This is a genomic window from Kitasatospora sp. NPDC057904, assembly GCF_042887925.1.
Lineage (GTDB): Bacteria > Actinomycetota > Actinomycetes > Streptomycetales > Streptomycetaceae > Kitasatospora.
Genome location: NZ_JBHVOL010000029.1, coordinates 1 through 16,856, shown reverse-complemented (window position 1 = coordinate 16,856; position 16,856 = coordinate 1). Strand labels below are relative to the sequence as shown.

General features: G+C 68.7%; 16 protein-coding genes. 11 read left to right on the top strand and 5 right to left on the bottom strand.

The features are described from left to right. Positions 1–70 precede the first annotated feature (70 nt). The gene (locus ACFVSN_RS39635; RefSeq protein ID WP_380446116.1) at positions 71–1,366 is read right to left on the bottom strand and encodes a M14 family zinc carboxypeptidase; all 1,296 of its coding nucleotides are present in this window, start codon (positions 1,364–1,366) and stop codon (positions 71–73) included. Between the two features lie 451 nt (positions 1,367–1,817). On the opposite strand from ACFVSN_RS39635, the gene ACFVSN_RS39630 reads away from it, so the two are divergent. After that, positions 1,818–3,761 (top strand): TIGR03960 family B12-binding radical SAM protein, encoded by a 1,944-nt coding sequence (locus ACFVSN_RS39630; protein WP_387599858.1) that lies wholly within the window; start codon positions 1,818–1,820, stop codon positions 3,759–3,761. A gap of 309 nt (positions 3,762–4,070) precedes the next feature. Here the strand turns inward: ACFVSN_RS39630 and ACFVSN_RS39625 are convergent, their stop codons facing one another. Next, on the bottom strand, positions 4,071–4,784 hold the full coding sequence (locus ACFVSN_RS39625) for a creatininase family protein (protein ID WP_387958289.1): 714 nt from the start codon (positions 4,782–4,784) through the stop codon (positions 4,071–4,073). Between the two features lie 17 nt (positions 4,785–4,801). Further along, positions 4,802–6,025: a tetratricopeptide repeat protein gene (locus ACFVSN_RS39620; protein WP_387958287.1), complete on the bottom strand. Its 1,224-nt coding sequence runs from the start codon at positions 6,023–6,025 to the stop codon at positions 4,802–4,804. A gap of 225 nt (positions 6,026–6,250) precedes the next feature. Between ACFVSN_RS39620 and ACFVSN_RS39615 the strand changes: the two genes are divergently transcribed. From ACFVSN_RS39615 to ACFVSN_RS39595, 5 genes are all read left to right on the top strand, one after another. Next, positions 6,251–6,721 carry an ATP-binding protein gene (locus ACFVSN_RS39615; RefSeq protein ID WP_387958284.1) on the top strand — a complete coding sequence of 157 codons (471 nt, stop codon included), beginning with the start codon at positions 6,251–6,253 and terminating at the stop codon, positions 6,719–6,721. Positions 6,722–6,869: 148 nt separating this feature from the next. After that, positions 6,870–7,343, top strand: a complete 474-nt coding sequence (locus ACFVSN_RS39610) for a hypothetical protein (RefSeq protein ID WP_387958282.1) — start codon at positions 6,870–6,872, stop codon at positions 7,341–7,343. Then, positions 7,340–7,654, top strand: coding sequence for a hypothetical protein (locus ACFVSN_RS39605; RefSeq protein WP_387958280.1), 315 nt, complete (start codon positions 7,340–7,342; stop codon positions 7,652–7,654). Before ACFVSN_RS39610 ends, ACFVSN_RS39605 begins: the two co-directional genes overlap by 4 nt. Beyond that, positions 7,651–7,944 (top strand): hypothetical protein, encoded by a 294-nt coding sequence (locus ACFVSN_RS39600; RefSeq protein WP_387958278.1) that lies wholly within the window; start codon positions 7,651–7,653, stop codon positions 7,942–7,944. Before ACFVSN_RS39605 ends, ACFVSN_RS39600 begins: the two co-directional genes overlap by 4 nt. Before the next feature lie 172 nt (positions 7,945–8,116). Then, positions 8,117–8,410 (top strand): hypothetical protein, encoded by a 294-nt coding sequence (locus tag ACFVSN_RS39595; protein ID WP_387599840.1) that lies wholly within the window; start codon positions 8,117–8,119, stop codon positions 8,408–8,410. A gap of 713 nt (positions 8,411–9,123) precedes the next feature. Here the strand turns inward: ACFVSN_RS39595 and ACFVSN_RS39590 are convergent. Together ACFVSN_RS39590 and ACFVSN_RS39585 are read right to left on the bottom strand one after the other, a co-directional pair. Further along, entirely contained in the window at positions 9,124–10,593 is a 1,470-nt protein-coding gene (locus ACFVSN_RS39590) for a hypothetical protein (protein ID WP_387958276.1), read from the bottom strand. Positions 10,594–12,083: 1,490 nt separating this feature from the next. Further along, positions 12,084–12,869 carry a GntR family transcriptional regulator gene (locus tag ACFVSN_RS39585; protein WP_387958274.1) on the bottom strand — a complete coding sequence of 262 codons (786 nt, stop codon included), beginning with the start codon at positions 12,867–12,869 and terminating at the stop codon, positions 12,084–12,086. A 250-nt stretch (positions 12,870–13,119) separates the two neighbouring features. Here ACFVSN_RS39585 and ACFVSN_RS39580 point away from each other — a divergent pair, with 250 nt between their 5' ends. The 5 genes from ACFVSN_RS39580 to ACFVSN_RS39560 all read left to right on the top strand — a co-directional run bounded on the left by ACFVSN_RS39580 (position 13,120) and on the right by ACFVSN_RS39560 (position 16,795). Further along, positions 13,120–13,476: a hypothetical protein gene (locus ACFVSN_RS39580; RefSeq protein ID WP_387958272.1), complete on the top strand. Its 357-nt coding sequence runs from the start codon at positions 13,120–13,122 to the stop codon at positions 13,474–13,476. Then, positions 13,476–13,682, top strand: a complete 207-nt coding sequence (locus ACFVSN_RS39575) for a hypothetical protein (protein ID WP_387599829.1) — start codon at positions 13,476–13,478, stop codon at positions 13,680–13,682. The genes ACFVSN_RS39580 and ACFVSN_RS39575 overlap by 1 nt, the downstream gene beginning before the upstream one ends. Then, positions 13,682–14,983, top strand: a complete 1,302-nt coding sequence (locus ACFVSN_RS39570; RefSeq protein ID WP_387958343.1) for an FtsK/SpoIIIE domain-containing protein — start codon at positions 13,682–13,684, stop codon at positions 14,981–14,983. Before ACFVSN_RS39575 ends, ACFVSN_RS39570 begins: the two co-directional genes overlap by 1 nt. Beyond that, positions 14,983–15,186, top strand: a complete 204-nt coding sequence (locus tag ACFVSN_RS39565; RefSeq protein WP_387958270.1) for a hypothetical protein — start codon at positions 14,983–14,985, stop codon at positions 15,184–15,186. The genes ACFVSN_RS39570 and ACFVSN_RS39565 overlap by 1 nt, the downstream gene beginning before the upstream one ends. A gap of 160 nt (positions 15,187–15,346) precedes the next feature. Then, positions 15,347–16,795, top strand: coding sequence for a replication initiator (locus ACFVSN_RS39560; protein WP_387958268.1), 1,449 nt, complete (start codon positions 15,347–15,349; stop codon positions 16,793–16,795). Positions 16,796–16,856: the final 61 nt, after the last annotated feature.

Here is a 16,856-nt window from a genome sequence, read left to right as displayed (position 1 = left end):
GTCGAGGGCCGGTCCGGGAGCGAATCCCGGGCCGGCCCTCGACTTCTGTACGGGGCTCGGCCGTTGAGCGTCAGCCGAGCAGGCACTCGGCGGCGGCGAGGGCGGCCCGGGTCTGGTGGGCCACCTGCTCCTCGACCGGTACCCAGCGGGCGCCGAAGCGGTGGCGCAGCTGGTTCAGGCTCTCGGTGACGATGGCGCGGGCGCGCTCGCGGCCGGCCTCCGCGCCCGGTCCGCGGACGTCGGCCAGCAGCCGCAGCAGCATCGACGCGACGCGCAGCGGCACCCGGGCGGCGACGATCGCGGCGGTCGTCACCCGGGAGACCGTGAGCGGCTCCGCGCACCAGCGCTCCAGCCACTCGTCCGCGACCGACGGGCAGACCGCCAGGTTGAAATCGGCGGCGCGCACCAGGGGGCCGTGCACGGCGCGGGCGTGTACGGGGACGCGGGCGAGCAGTCCGGCCAGTTCCTCGGCGCGGTCGCGCAGGGTGCGGGCGGCGGCGGTGACGGCGGGGCCGACGGCGGGGTGGGGGCGCGGGTCGGCGACGGCGTCGACGGACCACATGGGGACTTCGAGGACGGCGGTGACGCCGCCGTGGCGGGTGGCGTAGGACCAGGTGGAGAGTTCGGGTTCGTCGGGCAGGGCGCGGGTGGCGGCGCCGCTGCCGGGGGTGGGCATGAGGTAGGTGCCGGGGGCGGGGCTGGCCCAGCCGATGGCGTCGAAGGAGTCGATGTCGAGGGGGAGGCCGGCGCGGTCGGCGGAGCGGGCGAAGCGTTCGGGCAGGCCGGGGACGGGGCGGGTGAGCTGGACGAAGGCGCCGCCGAAGTCGACGCCGTGCAGGGAGCACTGGAGGAAGGGGCGCAGTTCGTCGATGAGTGCGGTGAGGGCGAGGCTCTCGGGCATGGGCCGGCGGCCGGCGGCGGGGGCGGGGAGGAGTTCGGGCTGTTCCTCGAAGGAGGGACGGAAGAAGTGCTGGTAGTGGCGGCGCATGGTGAGGGGGCCGTCGAGCCAGCCGGCGTTGAGGGCGGCGCCGTCGGGGTCGAGGCACAGCAGGAAGTGCCAGGAGAGGCCGGGGCGGGCGGGGGAGGCGAGGAGGAGTTCGGCGAGGCGGACGGCGGTGGCGGTGCCCACGGGTTCGTTGGGGTGGGGGCCGCCGACGGCCAGGACGGTGTGCGGGCCGCGGTCGACGGAGAGCAGCAGCAGGGGCCGTCCGGCGCGGGAGCGGCCCACCTCGCGCAGCCGGCAGCGGTCGGGGTGGCTGCGGGCCAGCCGCCGGGCCGCGGCCTCGGCGCCGGCCACCGTCGGGTAGCGGGCCGGCGTCACGTCGAGGGGCCGGGGCGGACGGACCCGGTGGCCGGTGTCGGTCATGCTTCTCCTTGCCCCCGGGCGAGGGCCGCCGGGGCGCGGACGGGTGCGCCGCCGGCCGCGGCCCGCGGGCCGGGGCGGTGTCGGTCGCCGGTGGGGAGTCGGCGAGGGGCCGAGCGTACGGCCCAACTCCCGGCGCGGGAAGGGGTGCAGGGGTCGGTGGCGGAGCCCTGCCAGTAGCGCACGGGCCGTCCGGGGGTGTCAACGGCGGACGGCCCGGGGACGGCGGGCGCGCACCGTGCGTGCGGGGCGGGTGCGAACGGACCGGGCCGCGCCGGTGCGCGCCGCGGGCGGGGGCGGGGGCGGGCGGCGCCGCGGGCGTCCGGCGGGCGGTGGCCGCCGATCGGGCCCGCCGGGTCGTTCCCCGGATTGGGCTACCCTTGAGGGTCACCCCTCCCAGCCGTCGCCTGCCGGTGCGCGCGGCCCCGAATCACGTCGTAAGGGTTCCTAGTACATGACTGTCGAATCGGTCTTCCCACGCCTGGAGGCCCTCCTCCCGCACGTCCAGAAGCCGATCCAGTACGTCGGCGGCGAGCTCAACTCGACCGTCAAGGACTGGGACGCCTGCGACGTCCGCTGGGCGCTGATGTACCCCGACGCCTACGAGGTCGGCCTGCCCAACCAGGGTGTCATGATCCTCTACGAGGTGCTCAACGAGCGCGAGGGCGTGCTGGCCGAGCGCACCTACAGCGTCTGGCCGGACCTTGAGGCGCTCATGCGCGAGCACGACGTGCCGCAGTTCACGGTGGACGCCCACCGGCCGGTGAAGGCCTTCGACGTTTTCGGCCTGTCGTTCTCCACCGAGCTCGGCTACACCAACATGCTGACCGCGCTCGACCTGGCCGGCATCCCGCTGGAGGCCAAGGACCGCACCGACGACGACCCGATCGTCCTGGCCGGCGGTCACGCGGCGTTCAACCCCGAGCCGATCGCGGACTTCCTGGACTGCGCGGTGGTCGGCGACGGTGAGCAGGCCGTGCTCGACATCACCGACATCATCCGGGCCTGGAAGGCCGAGGGCCGTCCGGGCGGGCGCGACGAGCTGCTGCTGCGCCTCGCGCGCACCGGCGGGGTGTACGTCCCCAAGTTCTACGACGTCGAGTACCTGGCCGACGGCCGGATCGGCCGCGTCGTGCCGAACGCCCCGGGCGTGCCGTGGCGGGTGTCCAAGCACACCGTCATGGACCTCGACGAGTGGCCCTACCCGAAGCAGCCGCTCGTCCCGCTCGCCGAGACCGTGCACGAGCGGATGTCCGTCGAGATCTTCCGCGGCTGCACCCGCGGCTGCCGCTTCTGCCAGGCCGGCATGATCACGCGCCCCGTGCGGGAGCGAAGCATCACCGGCATCGGCGAGATGGTCGAGCGCGGGCTCAAGGCGACCGGCTTCGAGGAGGTCGGCCTGCTGTCGCTGTCCAGCGCCGACCACACCGAGATCGGCGACATCGCCAAGGGCCTGGCCGACCGCTACACCGAGGACAAGATCGGCCTGTCGCTGCCGTCCACCCGCGTCGACGCCTTCAACATCGACCTCGCCAACGAGCTGTCCCGCAACGGGCGCCGCTCGGGCCTCACCTTCGCCCCCGAGGGCGGCAGCGAGCGCATGCGCAAGGTGATCAACAAGATGGTGTCGGAGGAGGACCTGATCCGCACCGTCGCCACCGCGTACGGCAACGGCTGGCGCCAGGTGAAGCTGTACTTCATGTGCGGCCTGCCGACCGAGACCGACGAGGACGTGCTCCAGATCGGCGAGATGGCGAAGAACGTCATCCAGAAGGGCCGCGAGGTCACCGGTCAGAACGACATCCGCTGCACCGTCTCCATCGGCGGGTTCGTGCCCAAGCCGCACACCCCGTTCCAGTGGGCCCCGCAGCTGTCCGCCGAGGCCACCGACGCCCGCCTGGCCAAGCTGCGCGACTCGATCCGCGGCGACCGCAAGTACGGCAAGAACATCGGCTACCGCTACCACGACGGCAAGCCGGGCATCGTCGAGGGCCTGCTCTCGCGCGGCGACCGCCGGGTCGGCGGGATCATCCGCGCCGTCTACGAGGACGGCGGCCGCTTCGACGGCTGGCGCGAGCACTTCTCGTACGACCGCTGGATGGCCTGCGCCGACAAGGCCCTGGCCGGCACCGGCGTCGACGTCGACTGGTACACCACCCGCGAGCGCACCTACGAGGAGGTGCTGCCCTGGGACCACCTGGACAGCGGCCTCGACAAGGACTGGCTGTGGGAGGACTGGCAGGACGCCCTGGAGGAGGTCGAGGTCGACGACTGCCGCTGGACGCCGTGCTTCGACTGCGGCGTGTGTCCCCAGATGGGGACATGGGTACAAACAGGCCCGACAGGCAAGAAGATGCTCCCGCTGACGGTCGTCAACGGCTCTGACCAGCAGAAGTAGCCGAAGCATGGGTGACACGGTTAGCGAGCTGTGTGACTTAATTCACAGCCTCTCGGAGGGTGAACGGGAGCTCGTCCTGGGTGCGATCGGCCTGATGCGCACCCCGGGCGGCCCCGTCCGCCCCGGGGAGGCCCGGCAAGGCAGCCAGAGGACCCCTCTGCCCGCCGCTCAGAGTGCCCCGGGCATCGAGTCCTCGATCGAGTGGGTCTGAGGCCTTCAGGCGACGCGTAGAGCCCTCCCCGATTCTGTCGGGGAGGGCTCTTGTGATTGGTGGGGCTTTGCCCGCCTTCACGGGGTAGCCGACTGTTGTCAGCTACCCCCTATGAGTGACAGGTGCGCGGCGGCCGACTTGGACAGGCTTTCCAGGATGGCCTTGCCCTTCTCGGCTGTGCCGAGCGACGGGCGGCCGATGATGCCGTTCTCGGTGTAGCCAGTCATGCCCAAGGTCAGGAGGTGGGGGCGCTCTGGGGCGTCGTGGTCGTCGCCTTCGATGCCTTCGCGGATGAGGTGGGGTGCGCCGTGGAGGAGGAGGGACACCTCCAGTTCGCCGCCGTGCATGTCCTCGGCACCTGAACTCTCCAGAGCGGCGGCCTCGCGGGCCTGGTGCCAGTCCTCCCGAACGGGGAAGAGGGCGACGCGCGGGCCCTCCGTATTGGCCTCTTGGACGACGTTCGAGAGGACGTAGTTGCCGCCGTGGCCGTTCACGATCAGGAGACCAGGGACCCCGGACGCCTGGAGGGACATCCATGTGTCGTTGATCACGGCGTAGAGCGTGGCGGCGCTGATGCTGACCGTGCCCGGCATGCGGGCGTGCTCGTGGGAACAGGACAGCGTGATCGGCGGCAGGAGGAACAGGTCGTAGTCGGCGGCGATCCGCTGGGAGATCAGGCTGGCAACGACGGTGTCCGTGGTGAGCGGCAAGTGATCGCCGTGCTGCTCGAAGCTGCCGACCGGCAGCACGGCGATCTTTGTGCCGCGCCTGCGTTCGTCTGCGGAAGTGGCGGCCGTGATCAGTGCGTCCATGAGCTCAGCCTCTCTCATCAGGCCGTTGATGGTCGAGAGGGTTCCTTGCTGCTCATCAGAGTCAAACGGTTGGTGAACGTGGCCACTTCGGGTACGGCGCTCCATCGGCGGAGGGCCTTGCCAGCGGCGGACAGCTCGGACATGGCCCGCGCGGACTCGGTGTCGATGGCGATCGACAGAGCCCGGTCGGCTGCGGCGGCGGCCTGCTTCGGCTCGTTGGAGACCGCGTAGGCGCGCGCCAGGCGCGAGAGGTACACCCCTTGGTCGTTGCGGTAGAGAGGTGGCAGGACCCGAAGTTCCGCCTCGAACATGTCCACGGCCGTGTGTGGGTCGCCGAGTTCGATCAAACAGTTCGCACGTTGCATCTCGACGTACGTTGGCGTGCAGTAGGCCAGGTCGAGCGCGTCGTCATCATGCGAGTTGTCTGGTGCGGCAGCGAGTTCGTGGGCCTCGTCGAACTTGGTCTGCGCGAAGCGCGGGTTACCCATGAGGGCATGGCCCTGGGCTTCCTGTTGAGCGGCCAGGGCGCGGATGCGCTGCGTGGCGCCGGCCGACCGCTGGGCGGCGCGGGCAAGACTGACGGCCTTCTGAGCGTTGCGCTGGGCGGTGGCCTGGTTGCTCTTCCGGAAGAGAACGTAGGCGGCCATGACGTCGTCCCCGGACTCTTGCGCCCACTCCATGGCGCGGTCCGACCAGTACAGGGCTCTGTCGAAGTTTCCGAGGTCCTGGTTCAGCCAGCCTAGGAACTCCGCCGTGCGAGCACCGATGGTGAGGAGTTGATCGCGGGCGCGACCCCCGGCGTTCTGCTGAAGGCGGTCAAGTAGCTGGAGGTGCCGCGTCACCGAATCGAGTGCATGGCGTGAGCCGAGTAGATTTGCGGCCTTGTAGTGGCCGGGCATGGCGCTGCGTAGGTAGCTGACGAAGAACTCGTGGTCGATCGGCGAGTTGAGACACGGCCCGCTCGTCGATGGCTCCGGTCCGCGGTGTCGGGGCTGCGACGGGGGTGCTTCCTGCTCCCAGGGCCGAGAAGCCAAGCCGAGCATGCGCCCCGGGATGTGAAGGCCGTCGGCGATTCGCTCGATGACGTCGATCTTCTCGATCTTGGGCTTGCCGGCCATGACCTCGCCGACTCGGCTCGGCGTCATGTCACAGGCACGGGCGATGAGCGACGGGTAGATCCCGGCCAGCTTGAGCAGCCGGAAGACGGCGGCGAAGTCTCGTCTTCGGCACGCCTCGATCATCTCCGGATTGGAGAGCAGACCTGGTGGGAGCCTGTCCGGAACGCGCGCCTCGGTCACCACTGCCCCCGGTGCTGATCGGCTATCACTGCACAGAAGTTGATTACCTGTGAGTTTACCCACATTGGGTAATCACCTTGGGTACGAAGTCCGCATCCCGTCCCGGCAGCCTGGTGTCAAGGGCCGGAGCATCCACGTTCGGGCCTCCCTTTGGGCGTCGGGAGGGTGGTGGATGTGCTCAGTCCGGGAGAACTCCAGGACGACGCTTCGGCCCACAAGTCGGTGACCGAAGAATCCGCGTTCGAGGCGACGCTTCCACGCCATCGTCTGTCGGTCCATGCGGCTCGGGTGTTGCTGCGGGACTTCCTGATCGGTGTCCCGGGACGGGCTGAGCTCCTGCCGAGCGGCCTGCTCGTGCTGTCGGAGCTGGTGACCAACGCCGTGGTTCACGCTCGCGTGCCCAAGGGGCGACGCATTGCCGTTCGGTTCGAGCTGGTCTGTGACCACCTTCGGATGGAGGTGCACGACGCGAACAGCGAGAAGCCGGCGATCCGGCGTTCGACCGGCCCGGATGACAGCTCGGGGCGGGGGTTGTGCCTGGTGGAGGCCTTGTCGGCGGAGTGGGGCTGCTGCCCGCGGCCTGGAGGTATCGGGAAGTTCGTTTGGGCTCTGGTGGGCCCGGAAGGTGGTGGGCGATGAGGTTGGGGAGGGTGTCCGGGGTGGCGGGGACGCGGTGCTTCTACTGCGGTGCGGGGCTGCGGAAGGCGCTGGCGCGGTTCATCGTCGTGAACGGTCAGGCGGTCGGTGTGCACCGGTGGCACCCGCGCCGTGCGGGGGAGGTGGCGGCGTGACGGGCCTTCCCACGGAGCCGGGTGCCGGGGCCCGGCCTCGTCCGGCTGACCGGTTTCCGCATCTGGCGTTCAGCCTGGGGCGGTGGCGGGTGGATGAGGCGTACTGGGCCGTGGAGGCGCTCAAGGCGGGGGTGCCGCTGGAGAAGATGGGGCGCGCGGAGCTGCTGTCCACCGCCCGGGGCGCGTTGCTGCACGTGGAGTCCTTGACGAAGTTGCTGGAGGCGGTGGAGTGCGGGTTCCCCATCGACCAGCCGGCGACGCTCGCTGAGGCGATCGAGCCGATCAGTGACTACCTGAGGTGGGCGCTGGATACGGATGCGCCGCTCAGGGGCGGCAAGTCGGCGTTCGTTGGTGAGGTGCGGCGGACGCGCCAGCCCTCGGTGCGGGTCCGGGTGGAGCTCGAACTGATGGAGCGCAAGCTGACCGTTCCGGCGTGCAAGCGCCGTGCGCGCAGGAAGGGGAGGTCATGACCGGAACCGGGCGCACTGCTCAGTTGAATGCGCCGTACCCGTTCCCGGTGGCAGTGGAGGTCCGGGGCGTCACAGAGCCCGCGCGGTTCTCCCGGCTGCCGGACGCGCTGACGGCGCTGCTCGGCTCGCTGCGGGCGCTGCCGCTGGACGCGGAGCAGTGGAAGTACTTCGACGACCTGTTCGGGCCGGACGCGGTGCCCTCGGTCGGCCACCGCCTCGCGATGTACGGGCAGGTGCGCGCGCTCGCGTTCGTCGGGATCACCCCGTACGTGGTCAAGCTCTACCCGGCTGATCCGGAGGTGCGCCCGTGATCCGGCACGATCCCCGGACCTGGTGGGGCCGGGTCGTGTGGTGGTGGTCGCTGCACGGCCAGTTCTCCTGGCCCGTGCGGGCCGTCTCCCCGAGCCGGCGTGCGGTCCACCGCGACGTGTCGGCCTGGTTCGCCGAGTTCGGATACCTCGACAGCTCTCGGGACAGGTCGGCGCACCGGGTCTGGCGGGAGCGCACGGGAGTTGATGACCCGCTCGCCGGACTGGACGAGGCGGAGCTGTTCCGCCGGATCTTCGGCCGCGACCCCGAGAAGGGTGAGGCTGCGCGGTAGGGCCCCTGGCGTGAGCAGGGACAACTGAAGACGTACCGGACCACCCCGTGACCTTGGCGGGAAAGTGGGGTGGTCCGGTGGGTCGGAACCCGGTGCCGATGGTATCGGGCTCCTCGGCATGTGTGCGCACAGTTGGCCGGTTCGGTTGTGGGACAGGGGAGTTGAGAGACTGTTGTACGGGGACGACGACTTCGGTGCGGAGTTGGCGGCCGGCCTCGACCCGGACTCGTGGGTGTGGCTGCCGGGGGTGGATTACGCGGCCGGGTGGCGTGTCGCGCGCGACGCGGCGGACGAGCTGAACGCCCTGCTGGCGGCCGGTGGCGTGGAGCGCTCCGCCCTGCGCGCCATCGCCGACACCGATGCCCAGGGCGGACCGGTGGTGCGCCTGGAGGGCAGGGCGGCGGGCTGGCTGCGCCTGGAGGCGTTGCTGCGTCTGGCTGCGAGCGTGCGCCGTGAGCCGACCTGATCGGCCCGGTGGGTGGGGAGCCGGTGCGCGTGGCCGGTTGGGGGAGGCTTTGGGCGGTGTCCTTGCCGGGTTGGGGTCGGGCATGGTCGGGGGGCCGTAAGCTGCTGCGGACTCGGTCAGGGCTTTTGGGCCTGACCGCAATGTGGCCGAGTGGCCCCCCGTCCTTGCCCGACTCGGGCCCCGACGCGGCAAGGTGCCTAAAGCCTCCCTCGGCTGGCCACCCCAGCCACCCGCACAACGAACGGTGCTGCGCGCCTTCGGTCTTAAGAGGGCTGTGCCTTGGGGCGGGCCAGGCGCCCGGCCGGGACCGGCCGGCAGGCCGCAGCCCGGCCGAGGCGGCTGGGCCCGCCCGGCGGCGCTCGGCGCCGCCGCTTGAGTAAGTAAAGGTAAGTTGCGACAGCTCAGGTGCCCTGGCCGATTTTTTGGTCCGCTCCGTTAGGCCACCAGCGGTCGAGCAGCGTGGCCACTCATCGACTATGGAGGATCTACGGCCCCTGATCGACAGGGTGAGCGGTGCGGGCTGCTTTCGGAGGCGACGCCGTGATGCTCCACGTGGGCACCACGGCGTCCCGCAGCGAGATCACCGTCTGCGTGACGGGAATGGCTTGACTACGCTGAAAAGCGAGGCCAGGGAAATTCGGCCTGCATTGTTAGGCTGCCCGTCATGCTATCTAGGGCGCCTCATCGCTAGTCGCGCGGTATTTATTTGGCCGTCATCCGGTTTTAAGGGTCCAGTTCATGTGCATCAGAATTTGACTGATTGGGACAAAGTAGGTGCCACCGTAGCACGCCTTGCTGCTGTCCCAGAGGCGAACGAAGGACGGGCAAGAGCTCATCATGCTGTAATTAGCAGTGATTGTGCCGCGAGCATAGGCTTTTGTGTAGCTGCCATCCATTGATATGACCGGTCCGCCGCTGTCTCCGTCGGCTGCGGCAATATCCTGGGAGTACCAGTCGCTCAGTTGAACGGCCAAATCAACATCCGGCCGGTAGATACCGTTGGGGCCGGTGATGCCGATGTCAGTGTATTTAATTTGCACATTGCAGTGCGCCCCGGAGTTTCCCCCGTCGGTGCAGACGAGATCCCCGTTATTGTTGGCGCTCCAGCCGGCAACTGGCAAGGTAGGGCCGGTACTGTCGTTTACCCAGCCCACGTAGACGCGTGTGCCGGTTTGCCCGGAGTCAGGCGCGATTCCCACCACGTCATAGTTCGGGTGAACTTCGTTAGAAGATGTGCCGATGTGCCTTCTGTTGATCGGTGATGGTGGGGATGAAAGTGTGTACCAATCCCCTCCGGCCCCGCCATCGCAGTGATAGGCCGACGTCAGCAAATCTCGGCCGAAGTTGCTGTGCACGGCGAACCCACTGGAGCATATTCCGCCCGAAGGATTGGTCAGGGAGGCTCCGCCGAACCAAGGGGATTCATCGGCATAGCGAGTCGAGAGGTCCCGACTCAGAGGCTGGTAATTAACATGGGTCTCTACACCAGCAAGCTGATCGGTTTTGGACTTGACTTCGAGAGTCTTCTCGGAACGAGCCGGCCTCGTGAGTGGATCGCTTTCGTCCCGCTGGCCAATCCCTCGGTCCTCGTCGTAGCCGATTACCAGGCCGCTTCCGTCGGCGGCGGGCGCCATGCTTGTGATCCGACTCGCAACCGCGGAACTGCTGCTCGCCATCAGGCTTGTGCGCGCCGTTTGGCTATTAGCTGCCGTCGGGCTGGGAGGGATGGTGACCGGCATGTCATTCTTGATGAGCTTGTCTCGTGCCGCATGCAATTCGGCCATGGAGTACTTGGCCGCGATGACTTCGACAGTTACTCCGGACGGAAGGGACTGCAGAACCTTGGCGACGGAACCGGAAACCTCCCCCTTCCAGTAGAGCCGGAGCTTGTTTCCTGCGGCATCGACTTCAACGTTGGAGAAACCGGGTATCTGGGCTCGATCCCCTTCGGACTTCCCCTCGGTTATCTGGTCAACGATTCCGTCAAGAACCTTTTGTTTGCGCTGAATTTCGGCTTGGCTCGGGTCAAAGAAAGCCCATGCCTTAAGCGAGGCTGCGGCACTCGGCTGGTTTTCCGCAGCATGCGAGGCGCTGGCTGGTGAAGCTATGGTAAACGCCGCGCCGGCGAGCAGTGCCACCAGCGCGGCGGAAGAGATCTTCCAGCCTCTTGATTTGAAGCTCATCCCCCACCTTCCGATCGTGTGAATACGTGGGAGATGGTATACCAGGTTCGATTTGTCCAAGCACCTGGAAAGTTTAGGATAGATCGACCTAAATGAGCCAAATGTCCGACTTGATCTTTGTTTGTCGGTAACCCTTAGGGCTTGGTCGAGCATGGCGAGGGCTAGTCTTGGATGGCGTTGCGGAATGCCCCTCGCTGTTATTGGCTCTACCCCTGCATCGCGACTCTTGAATGCGGCAGTGACGGTCTGGTTATCCTGTCTCAGGGCTGTCGCGCGCCGCTGGCTACCCGCAGGAGCTCGTCCAACGACAGTGCCGAGTGCTGCGGAGCGTAGCTCTCCAAGGTGAAAGTCATGTCCCCATCAGACCATGTGATGGCGCGCTCTGAATCGCTATCGCTGAGCACAGTGACGTTGTGCCCGTTGACTGGCGGCGCATCAGGGTGAGGGGTTGCTGCTGCGGAGCAGCCATTTTCTGTTCCCGGCGGGCACGTGGTTTGGGGAGCTGTGAGGACTTGAGTGAAGCTCAAGGCCGGGGCGCCAGCATTCGCGAAAAATCGGGTCCAGGAAGGGCTGGCATCATTGCGGTTGAATGGATTGGGCTTCCATGATCCGCCATTAGCTCCGAATTCTCGGGGGACGTCTTGAGTCTCTGAGAAGCCAGTCGGAAGGTAGTCAATGTTAGCGAGCCGGGCAGCAGGAAATGGCGTTATGGCTTTCCCCGTGTTGAATTCCGAAAGCTTTCGGTTTCCGAGGGGCGCCTGGAGGGTGAAACTGCTCTCCATGCTGGAGCCGGCACATTGGTGAGTCAGATCCGCAGTGTTTCCCACCTTCAGGTCCGCAGCGACTGTTTGCGATGTCTCACGTGCGAAAACTCGCGGCTTCGCCATCTGGCATGGCACCCAGTCGACCGGTGCCGTGATGGTGCGGCCGTCGGCGCTGAGGAGGACCTGAGTGGAAAGGAGTCCGTCGGTGTCGGCATGGTCGTTCGCGCTGGATCGCAGTGCCGTGACTCCGACTGAGAGGGCCGCGAACACGACTATCGCGCACACCGCGAAGAGGACCTTGCGGTATTGCGGTGATGGCATTCGATCACTCCATGCTCGTTGACTGGGCCTGGCCGGTTCGATGTGCGTGCTGCCAGCTTGAGCCTGTCGCCAGCAGGCGGAGGTACTGGCAGCCGAGTTGGAGGATAGTACACGTCGCCATGGCGCCTCACGGTTTACGGAGCCTGACTCTCGGATTTCTGCTGAAGAACGGTTGGCCGGCGGCGCGAGCGACTGGGGTGACCGGTGTTGCTGTAGCTCGGCGCCTGGATCCTTTGTCAGGAATGCCAGAATTCAACCTATTGGAAGCACTTTCGCTGATCCTGAGATGACGACGTCTTCAGGTGTCCAAGTTGCTGCTCTTTGATGGGTTTCGGGAAGCGCTGGCCGGTGGCTGATGGCGCGTTCGGCTCGGCATGGCCAAGATCGCGATGTTGGACGGCAGCGTCAGTGGGTGGCCTTGGCCTTCTGGGTTCGGTTGGGTTTGGCGGCCTCGATGTCGAAGGTCAGTCCGGTGGACTCGGCGCCGAGCCTGGTCTCTTCGAGGAGCAGTGGAAGGCCCGACGGCCGGTCGTAGGTGACTCGGTGGACGACCAGAAGAACGGCGGCCTCGGACAGCTGGAGGGCTTCGCGCTCGTCGGGCTGGGGGACGCGGGCGCTGACCCGGTCACGCCAGACCGGTTCATGCCCGGCGGCGGCGAGTGCCGCGTAGGCCTCGGCCGGCGTCACGCCCGGCTGCTGAGCGAGAGACGTCCCTTCGCTGCGCTCCATGGGGAGCAGTAGGCGGTGCAGGGCGCGGCCGTCTCCGGCGGGGTCGGCGATGAGGCGGTCGACGCCGAGCATCAGCTCGTCCTCGGCCATGTCCAGCAGCGGCGCCGTGATCGCGTCGGTGCGGGTGCGGTAGACGGCCGGCTCCTCGCCGTGCCCGAACCACGTGTCGGTAGGCGTCTCGTAGGCGCCCGCCCGGAGGGTGACGGTGCGCTCCATGGTGGCGGAGGGGCCGTTGACGGTGGTGCGGACGAAGGTGCCCCGGCCCTGCTTCACGTCCAACTGGCCCTCACTGCGGAGGGCGGCGACGGCGAGACGGACGGTCGGGCGGGAGACGCCGTAGGTCTGGGCGAGATCGGTCTCCGTGGGCAGCTGCGTGCCGGGAGGCCACTCGCCGGTGGCGATCGCCTGTCGCATCGCTGCCGCCACCTGCTTGTGCAGGGCCTCGTTCCGGATGATCGCCATGGTGTTGACCCCTTGGTGCGGGCGCCGGGGAGGCCCGCGTTGCGTGTGTGCCGTGTGGTTTTGAGAGTTCGTGAATCGTCGTTTGCCCTGGTCGGGCGGCATCTGTAGGTCTGTCGTCAGTCGCTAGGCGTTAAACGTAAGCATGAATCGCTTGCGTCGGGGCGTCAAGGAGGAGCACCATCGAAGCGCAAAGGTAAGTACGTTTGACGACCGATGTTAAGCGGCCTTTGCTTCATTGGAGCGTGCGCTCATGCAGTCCATTCCTGTGGACGGAACCCGGCTCGGCACGATGACCTGCATCGTCGCCCCGGAGGTGCGGATCGCGAACCGCGACACCGGAGAGGTGCGCAAGGACCGTGAGGGGCAGACCGTGTACACGGTCGGTGTCGCGGTGCGGCAGGACGGCCGGCGGGCCTCGATCATCGAGATCAGCGTGTCCGGCGAGCCGGTCGGCGTCGTCGAGGGCGTGCGCGTGCACGTCACCGGCCTGACCGCCTTCTCCTGGGCGATGGGGGACCGGCACGGCCTGTCCTTCCGCGCCGACGCCATCACCCCCGTCCCCACCGCCGCGCCCGCGTCGTCCTCGCGCAAGGGCGGTGACGCCTGATGAGCACCGTCACCCGCGCCCGGCTGCGCCGTCTGCTTGGTGAGCTCGGGGACCTGGCCGACGAGGTCAACCCGTTCGCCGCCGACAGCAGCGGCGCCCAGCTCTTCGACCACATCGCGACCCTCGCCGCCAAGGCCGCCGGCCAGGCCCGCGACCTGGAGACCGAAGCTCACAACACCGCCCTGGAGAACGGGGGCCGGCCGTGATCCTCGCCCAGCTCCTCTGGGTGGCACTGCTCGCCACCGTGCTCATCCTCCTCGCCACCGGTCCCGGGCTGCGGCGCTCCTACCCCTACATCTGGTGGTGCGTGCTCGGCTACCCGGTCACCGTGATCCGGGTCCGCCTCACCTGGCGGCGGCTGACCACGAACCTCGGCCTCGCCGTCGCCAAGCGTCCCAGCCGGGCCCTGCTCGGGGACTTGGTGGTGAGGGGCGATCCCCTCAAGCCGGTCCCGCCCCGCCTGGGTGCGCCGAAGCTCCGCCGTGGTGGCCTGGATGTGGCGGTGCGAATGCACCCGGGGCAGGTGCCTGACCACTTCCTGTCCGCCGTGGAAGCGCTGACGCACGCCTGGCGGGTCCACGCCGTCCGGCTGTCCTCCGACGAGCGCGGGTTCGTCACCCTCTCGGCGCTGGCGTGGGACCCGCTGCGGGCACCGGTCGTGCCGTACCAGCTGAAGCAGCGCGTGCTGCGGGCGGTGGTCGGGCTGCTGGAGGACGGCCGGGCCTGGGTGATCGACTTCCGGCGCACGCCGCACTGGCTGATCGTCGGCGCCACCCGCTCCGGCAAGTCCACCCTGATCGCCTCCCTGGTCAAGGAGCTCGCCCCGCAGCGCGTCGCCCTGTTCGGCATCGACCTCAAGGGCGGCATGGAACTCTCGCTCTTCGAGGACCGCCTATCGGCGCTGGCGTCCACCCGGGCGGAAGCGGCCCGGCTCCTCGCGGAGCTGGTCGCCGAGACGGAAGCGCGCATGCAGTTCTGCCGCTCGGTCGGGGCCCGCTCGATCTGGGACCTTCCCGCCAAGCTCAGGGTGCTGCCCGTCGTCCTCATCGTCGACGAGGTCGCCGAGCTGTACCTGATGGCCACCCGGGAGGACAAGGCGGAGGTCGGGGAGATCTCCACCAACCTCCTGCGGCTCGCGCAGCTCGGCGCCGCCCTCGGCATCCACCTGGTGATCGCCGGTCAGCGGGTCGGCTCCGACCTCGGCCCCGGTGTCACGGCCCTGCGGGCGCAGCTGGCCGGCCGGATCTGCCACCGGGTGAGCGACGCGGGCACGGCCGAGATGGCGCTCGGCGACCTCAACAAGGACGCCCTTGCCGCAGCACAGCGCATCACCCTCGCGGAACAGGGCGTCGCCATCACCGCCGACACCGACGGGCAGTGGCTCCGCGCCCGCTCGATCCACGTCACCCCCGACCAGGCCCGCCGCACGGCGCGCAAGCACGCCCGCCTCGCCCCCACCTGGCCCGGCCTGCACGTCGACGAGCCGACCGAAGGGGTCTACCTCTGATGGGCAACGGCGCTGCTCTCGTCCTGATCGCCTTCCTGGCCCTGGCCACCTTCCTCCTGGTGCGCTCCGGCGAAATCAAGGCCTGGCACGTCGCCCTCGTCGGCGTCCTCGCCATCTACCTCGACCGCATCGGCTGGACCGACCCGATCGTCTACGCCGTGACCTGGATCGTCCAAGGCCTCACCCACACCACCACGACCTGAAGCGAGTGATCACCGTGCCAGCAAGCCCAGCCCCCACCGGCGGACCGACCCGCGTTCGCCGGACCCCCTCCACCCGCCCCCACACCACCCCCGGCCGCGCCAGCACACACAGTTTGGCCCGGCCGGGGCCCGGCAACCCCTGGCCCTGGAGACACCCCCCATGACCGCCGCCCCGAACCCCTACACCGACCCCACCGCACGCCGCGCCTACCTCTCCCGGGAGGCGCGGCTGCGCCAACTGCCTGCGATAGAGCGCGACTTGGTCCGTCTCGGTGAGATGTCGGACCTGAACCGCTGGCTGGAGCAGATCCGCGCCACCGGCGGCTGCGCCGAACCGGTCTACCTCACCGGGCACACCACCACCCTGGACGCCGGAACCGGGGAGGTCCTGCGGCACTACTCGACGGCCACCGAGCCCGGTGGCCGGCTCGCCGTCCGCTGCCGCAACCGCCGGGCCACCCGGTGCCCGTCCTGCTCGCGCGAGTACAGCGGCGACACCTTCCACCTGGTCCGCTCCGGCCTCATCGGCGGCAAAGGCGTCCCGGAGGCGGTACGCACGCACCCCCGCTTGTTCGTCACCCTCACGGCGCCGTCCTTCGGCCCGGTCCACCGCGCGGGCGAATGCCACCGGGCCCGCCGTCGCTGTGAACACGGGGGACGGCACGGCTGCGGCCGAACCCACCCCGACACAGACCCCCTGATCGGACAGCCGCTCTGCGCCGACTGCTACGACTACCCCGGCCACGTCCTGTGGAACGCCATGGCCCCGGCGCTGTGGAAGGCCTTCCGAGACAACCTCTACCACCACGTCGCCGCCCGCACCGGCACCGGCCGCACGGCCGTCCGCAAGCTGATCCGGGTCTCGACCGCCAAGGTCGCCGAGTACCAGAAGCGCGGCGCCGTCCACTTCCACGCCGTCGTCCGCTTCGACGGCCCCGCCGGGCCCGCCTCCTCGCCCCCGCCCTGGGCAACGGCGGATCTGCTTCTGGAGAGCGTCCGAACGGCCGCTGCTGCTGTCGCCCTGCCGCGCCCCGAATCGGCCGCGTACGGTGACGGACGGCTCAGCTTCGGCACTCAGCTCGATGCCCACCCCCTCACCGGAGGCGACGGCGCACGCCTCACCGACGACGCAGTAGCCGCCTACGTCGCCAAGTACACGAGCAAGAGCGTGGAAGCCGCCGGCGCTGTCGACCGCCGCATCGAATCCATTGCAGAGATACAGGCCCTGCACGTCACCCCGCATGTCCGGGCACTCATCTCCACCGCCTGGCGTCTCGGAGGCCTGCCCGAACTACAGCACCTACGCCTGCGCACTTGGGCCCACATGCTCGGCTACCGGGGCCACTGCCTCACCAAAACCCATGCCTACTCCACCACCTACGGTCAGCTTCGAACCGACCGCGCCGAACACGTCCGCACCCTCGCCGGCACCCCCGCCCTCTTCGTCGACTGGGACAGCGACACCACCACCGAATCCGCCTGGCGCTTCGCCGGAACCGGCCACACCCCCGCCGAAGCCCTAATCGCCGCTGGCATCGCCGAAGATCTCGCTACCAACCGGGAGATGGCCCGCGAGGGTGTGTCCAGCCAACGGTGTAACTCAGGTTGATTTGTATTACCGGCGGCCGATGGAGAGCCGGCCGTCGAAGGTGATCTCGAAGGCGTTCAGT

Excerpts from the sequence above, each read along its gene's own strand:
- ACFVSN_RS39605 (WP_387958280.1), top strand. The coding sequence starts at position 7,340 with ATGACCGGAACCGGGCGCACTGCTCAGTTGAATGCGCCGTACCCGTTC.
- ACFVSN_RS39625 (WP_387958289.1), bottom strand. The coding sequence starts at position 4,784 with ATGGACGCACTGATCACGGCCGCCACTTCCGCAGACGAACGCAGGCGC.
- ACFVSN_RS39635 (WP_380446116.1), bottom strand. The coding sequence starts at position 1,366 with ATGACCGACACCGGCCACCGGGTCCGTCCGCCCCGGCCCCTCGACGTG.
- ACFVSN_RS39565 (WP_387958270.1), top strand. The coding sequence starts at position 14,983 with ATGGGCAACGGCGCTGCTCTCGTCCTGATCGCCTTCCTGGCCCTGGCC.
- ACFVSN_RS39630 (WP_387599858.1), top strand. The coding sequence starts at position 1,818 with ATGACTGTCGAATCGGTCTTCCCACGCCTGGAGGCCCTCCTCCCGCAC.
- ACFVSN_RS39620 (WP_387958287.1), bottom strand. The coding sequence starts at position 6,025 with ATGATCGAGGCGTGCCGAAGACGAGACTTCGCCGCCGTCTTCCGGCTG.
- ACFVSN_RS39590 (WP_387958276.1), bottom strand. The coding sequence starts at position 10,593 with ATGAGCTTCAAATCAAGAGGCTGGAAGATCTCTTCCGCCGCGCTGGTG.
- ACFVSN_RS39585 (WP_387958274.1), bottom strand. The coding sequence starts at position 12,869 with ATGGCGATCATCCGGAACGAGGCCCTGCACAAGCAGGTGGCGGCAGCG.
- ACFVSN_RS39575 (WP_387599829.1), top strand. The coding sequence starts at position 13,476 with ATGAGCACCGTCACCCGCGCCCGGCTGCGCCGTCTGCTTGGTGAGCTC.
- ACFVSN_RS39560 (WP_387958268.1), top strand. The coding sequence starts at position 15,347 with ATGACCGCCGCCCCGAACCCCTACACCGACCCCACCGCACGCCGCGCC.
- ACFVSN_RS39580 (WP_387958272.1), top strand. The coding sequence starts at position 13,120 with ATGCAGTCCATTCCTGTGGACGGAACCCGGCTCGGCACGATGACCTGC.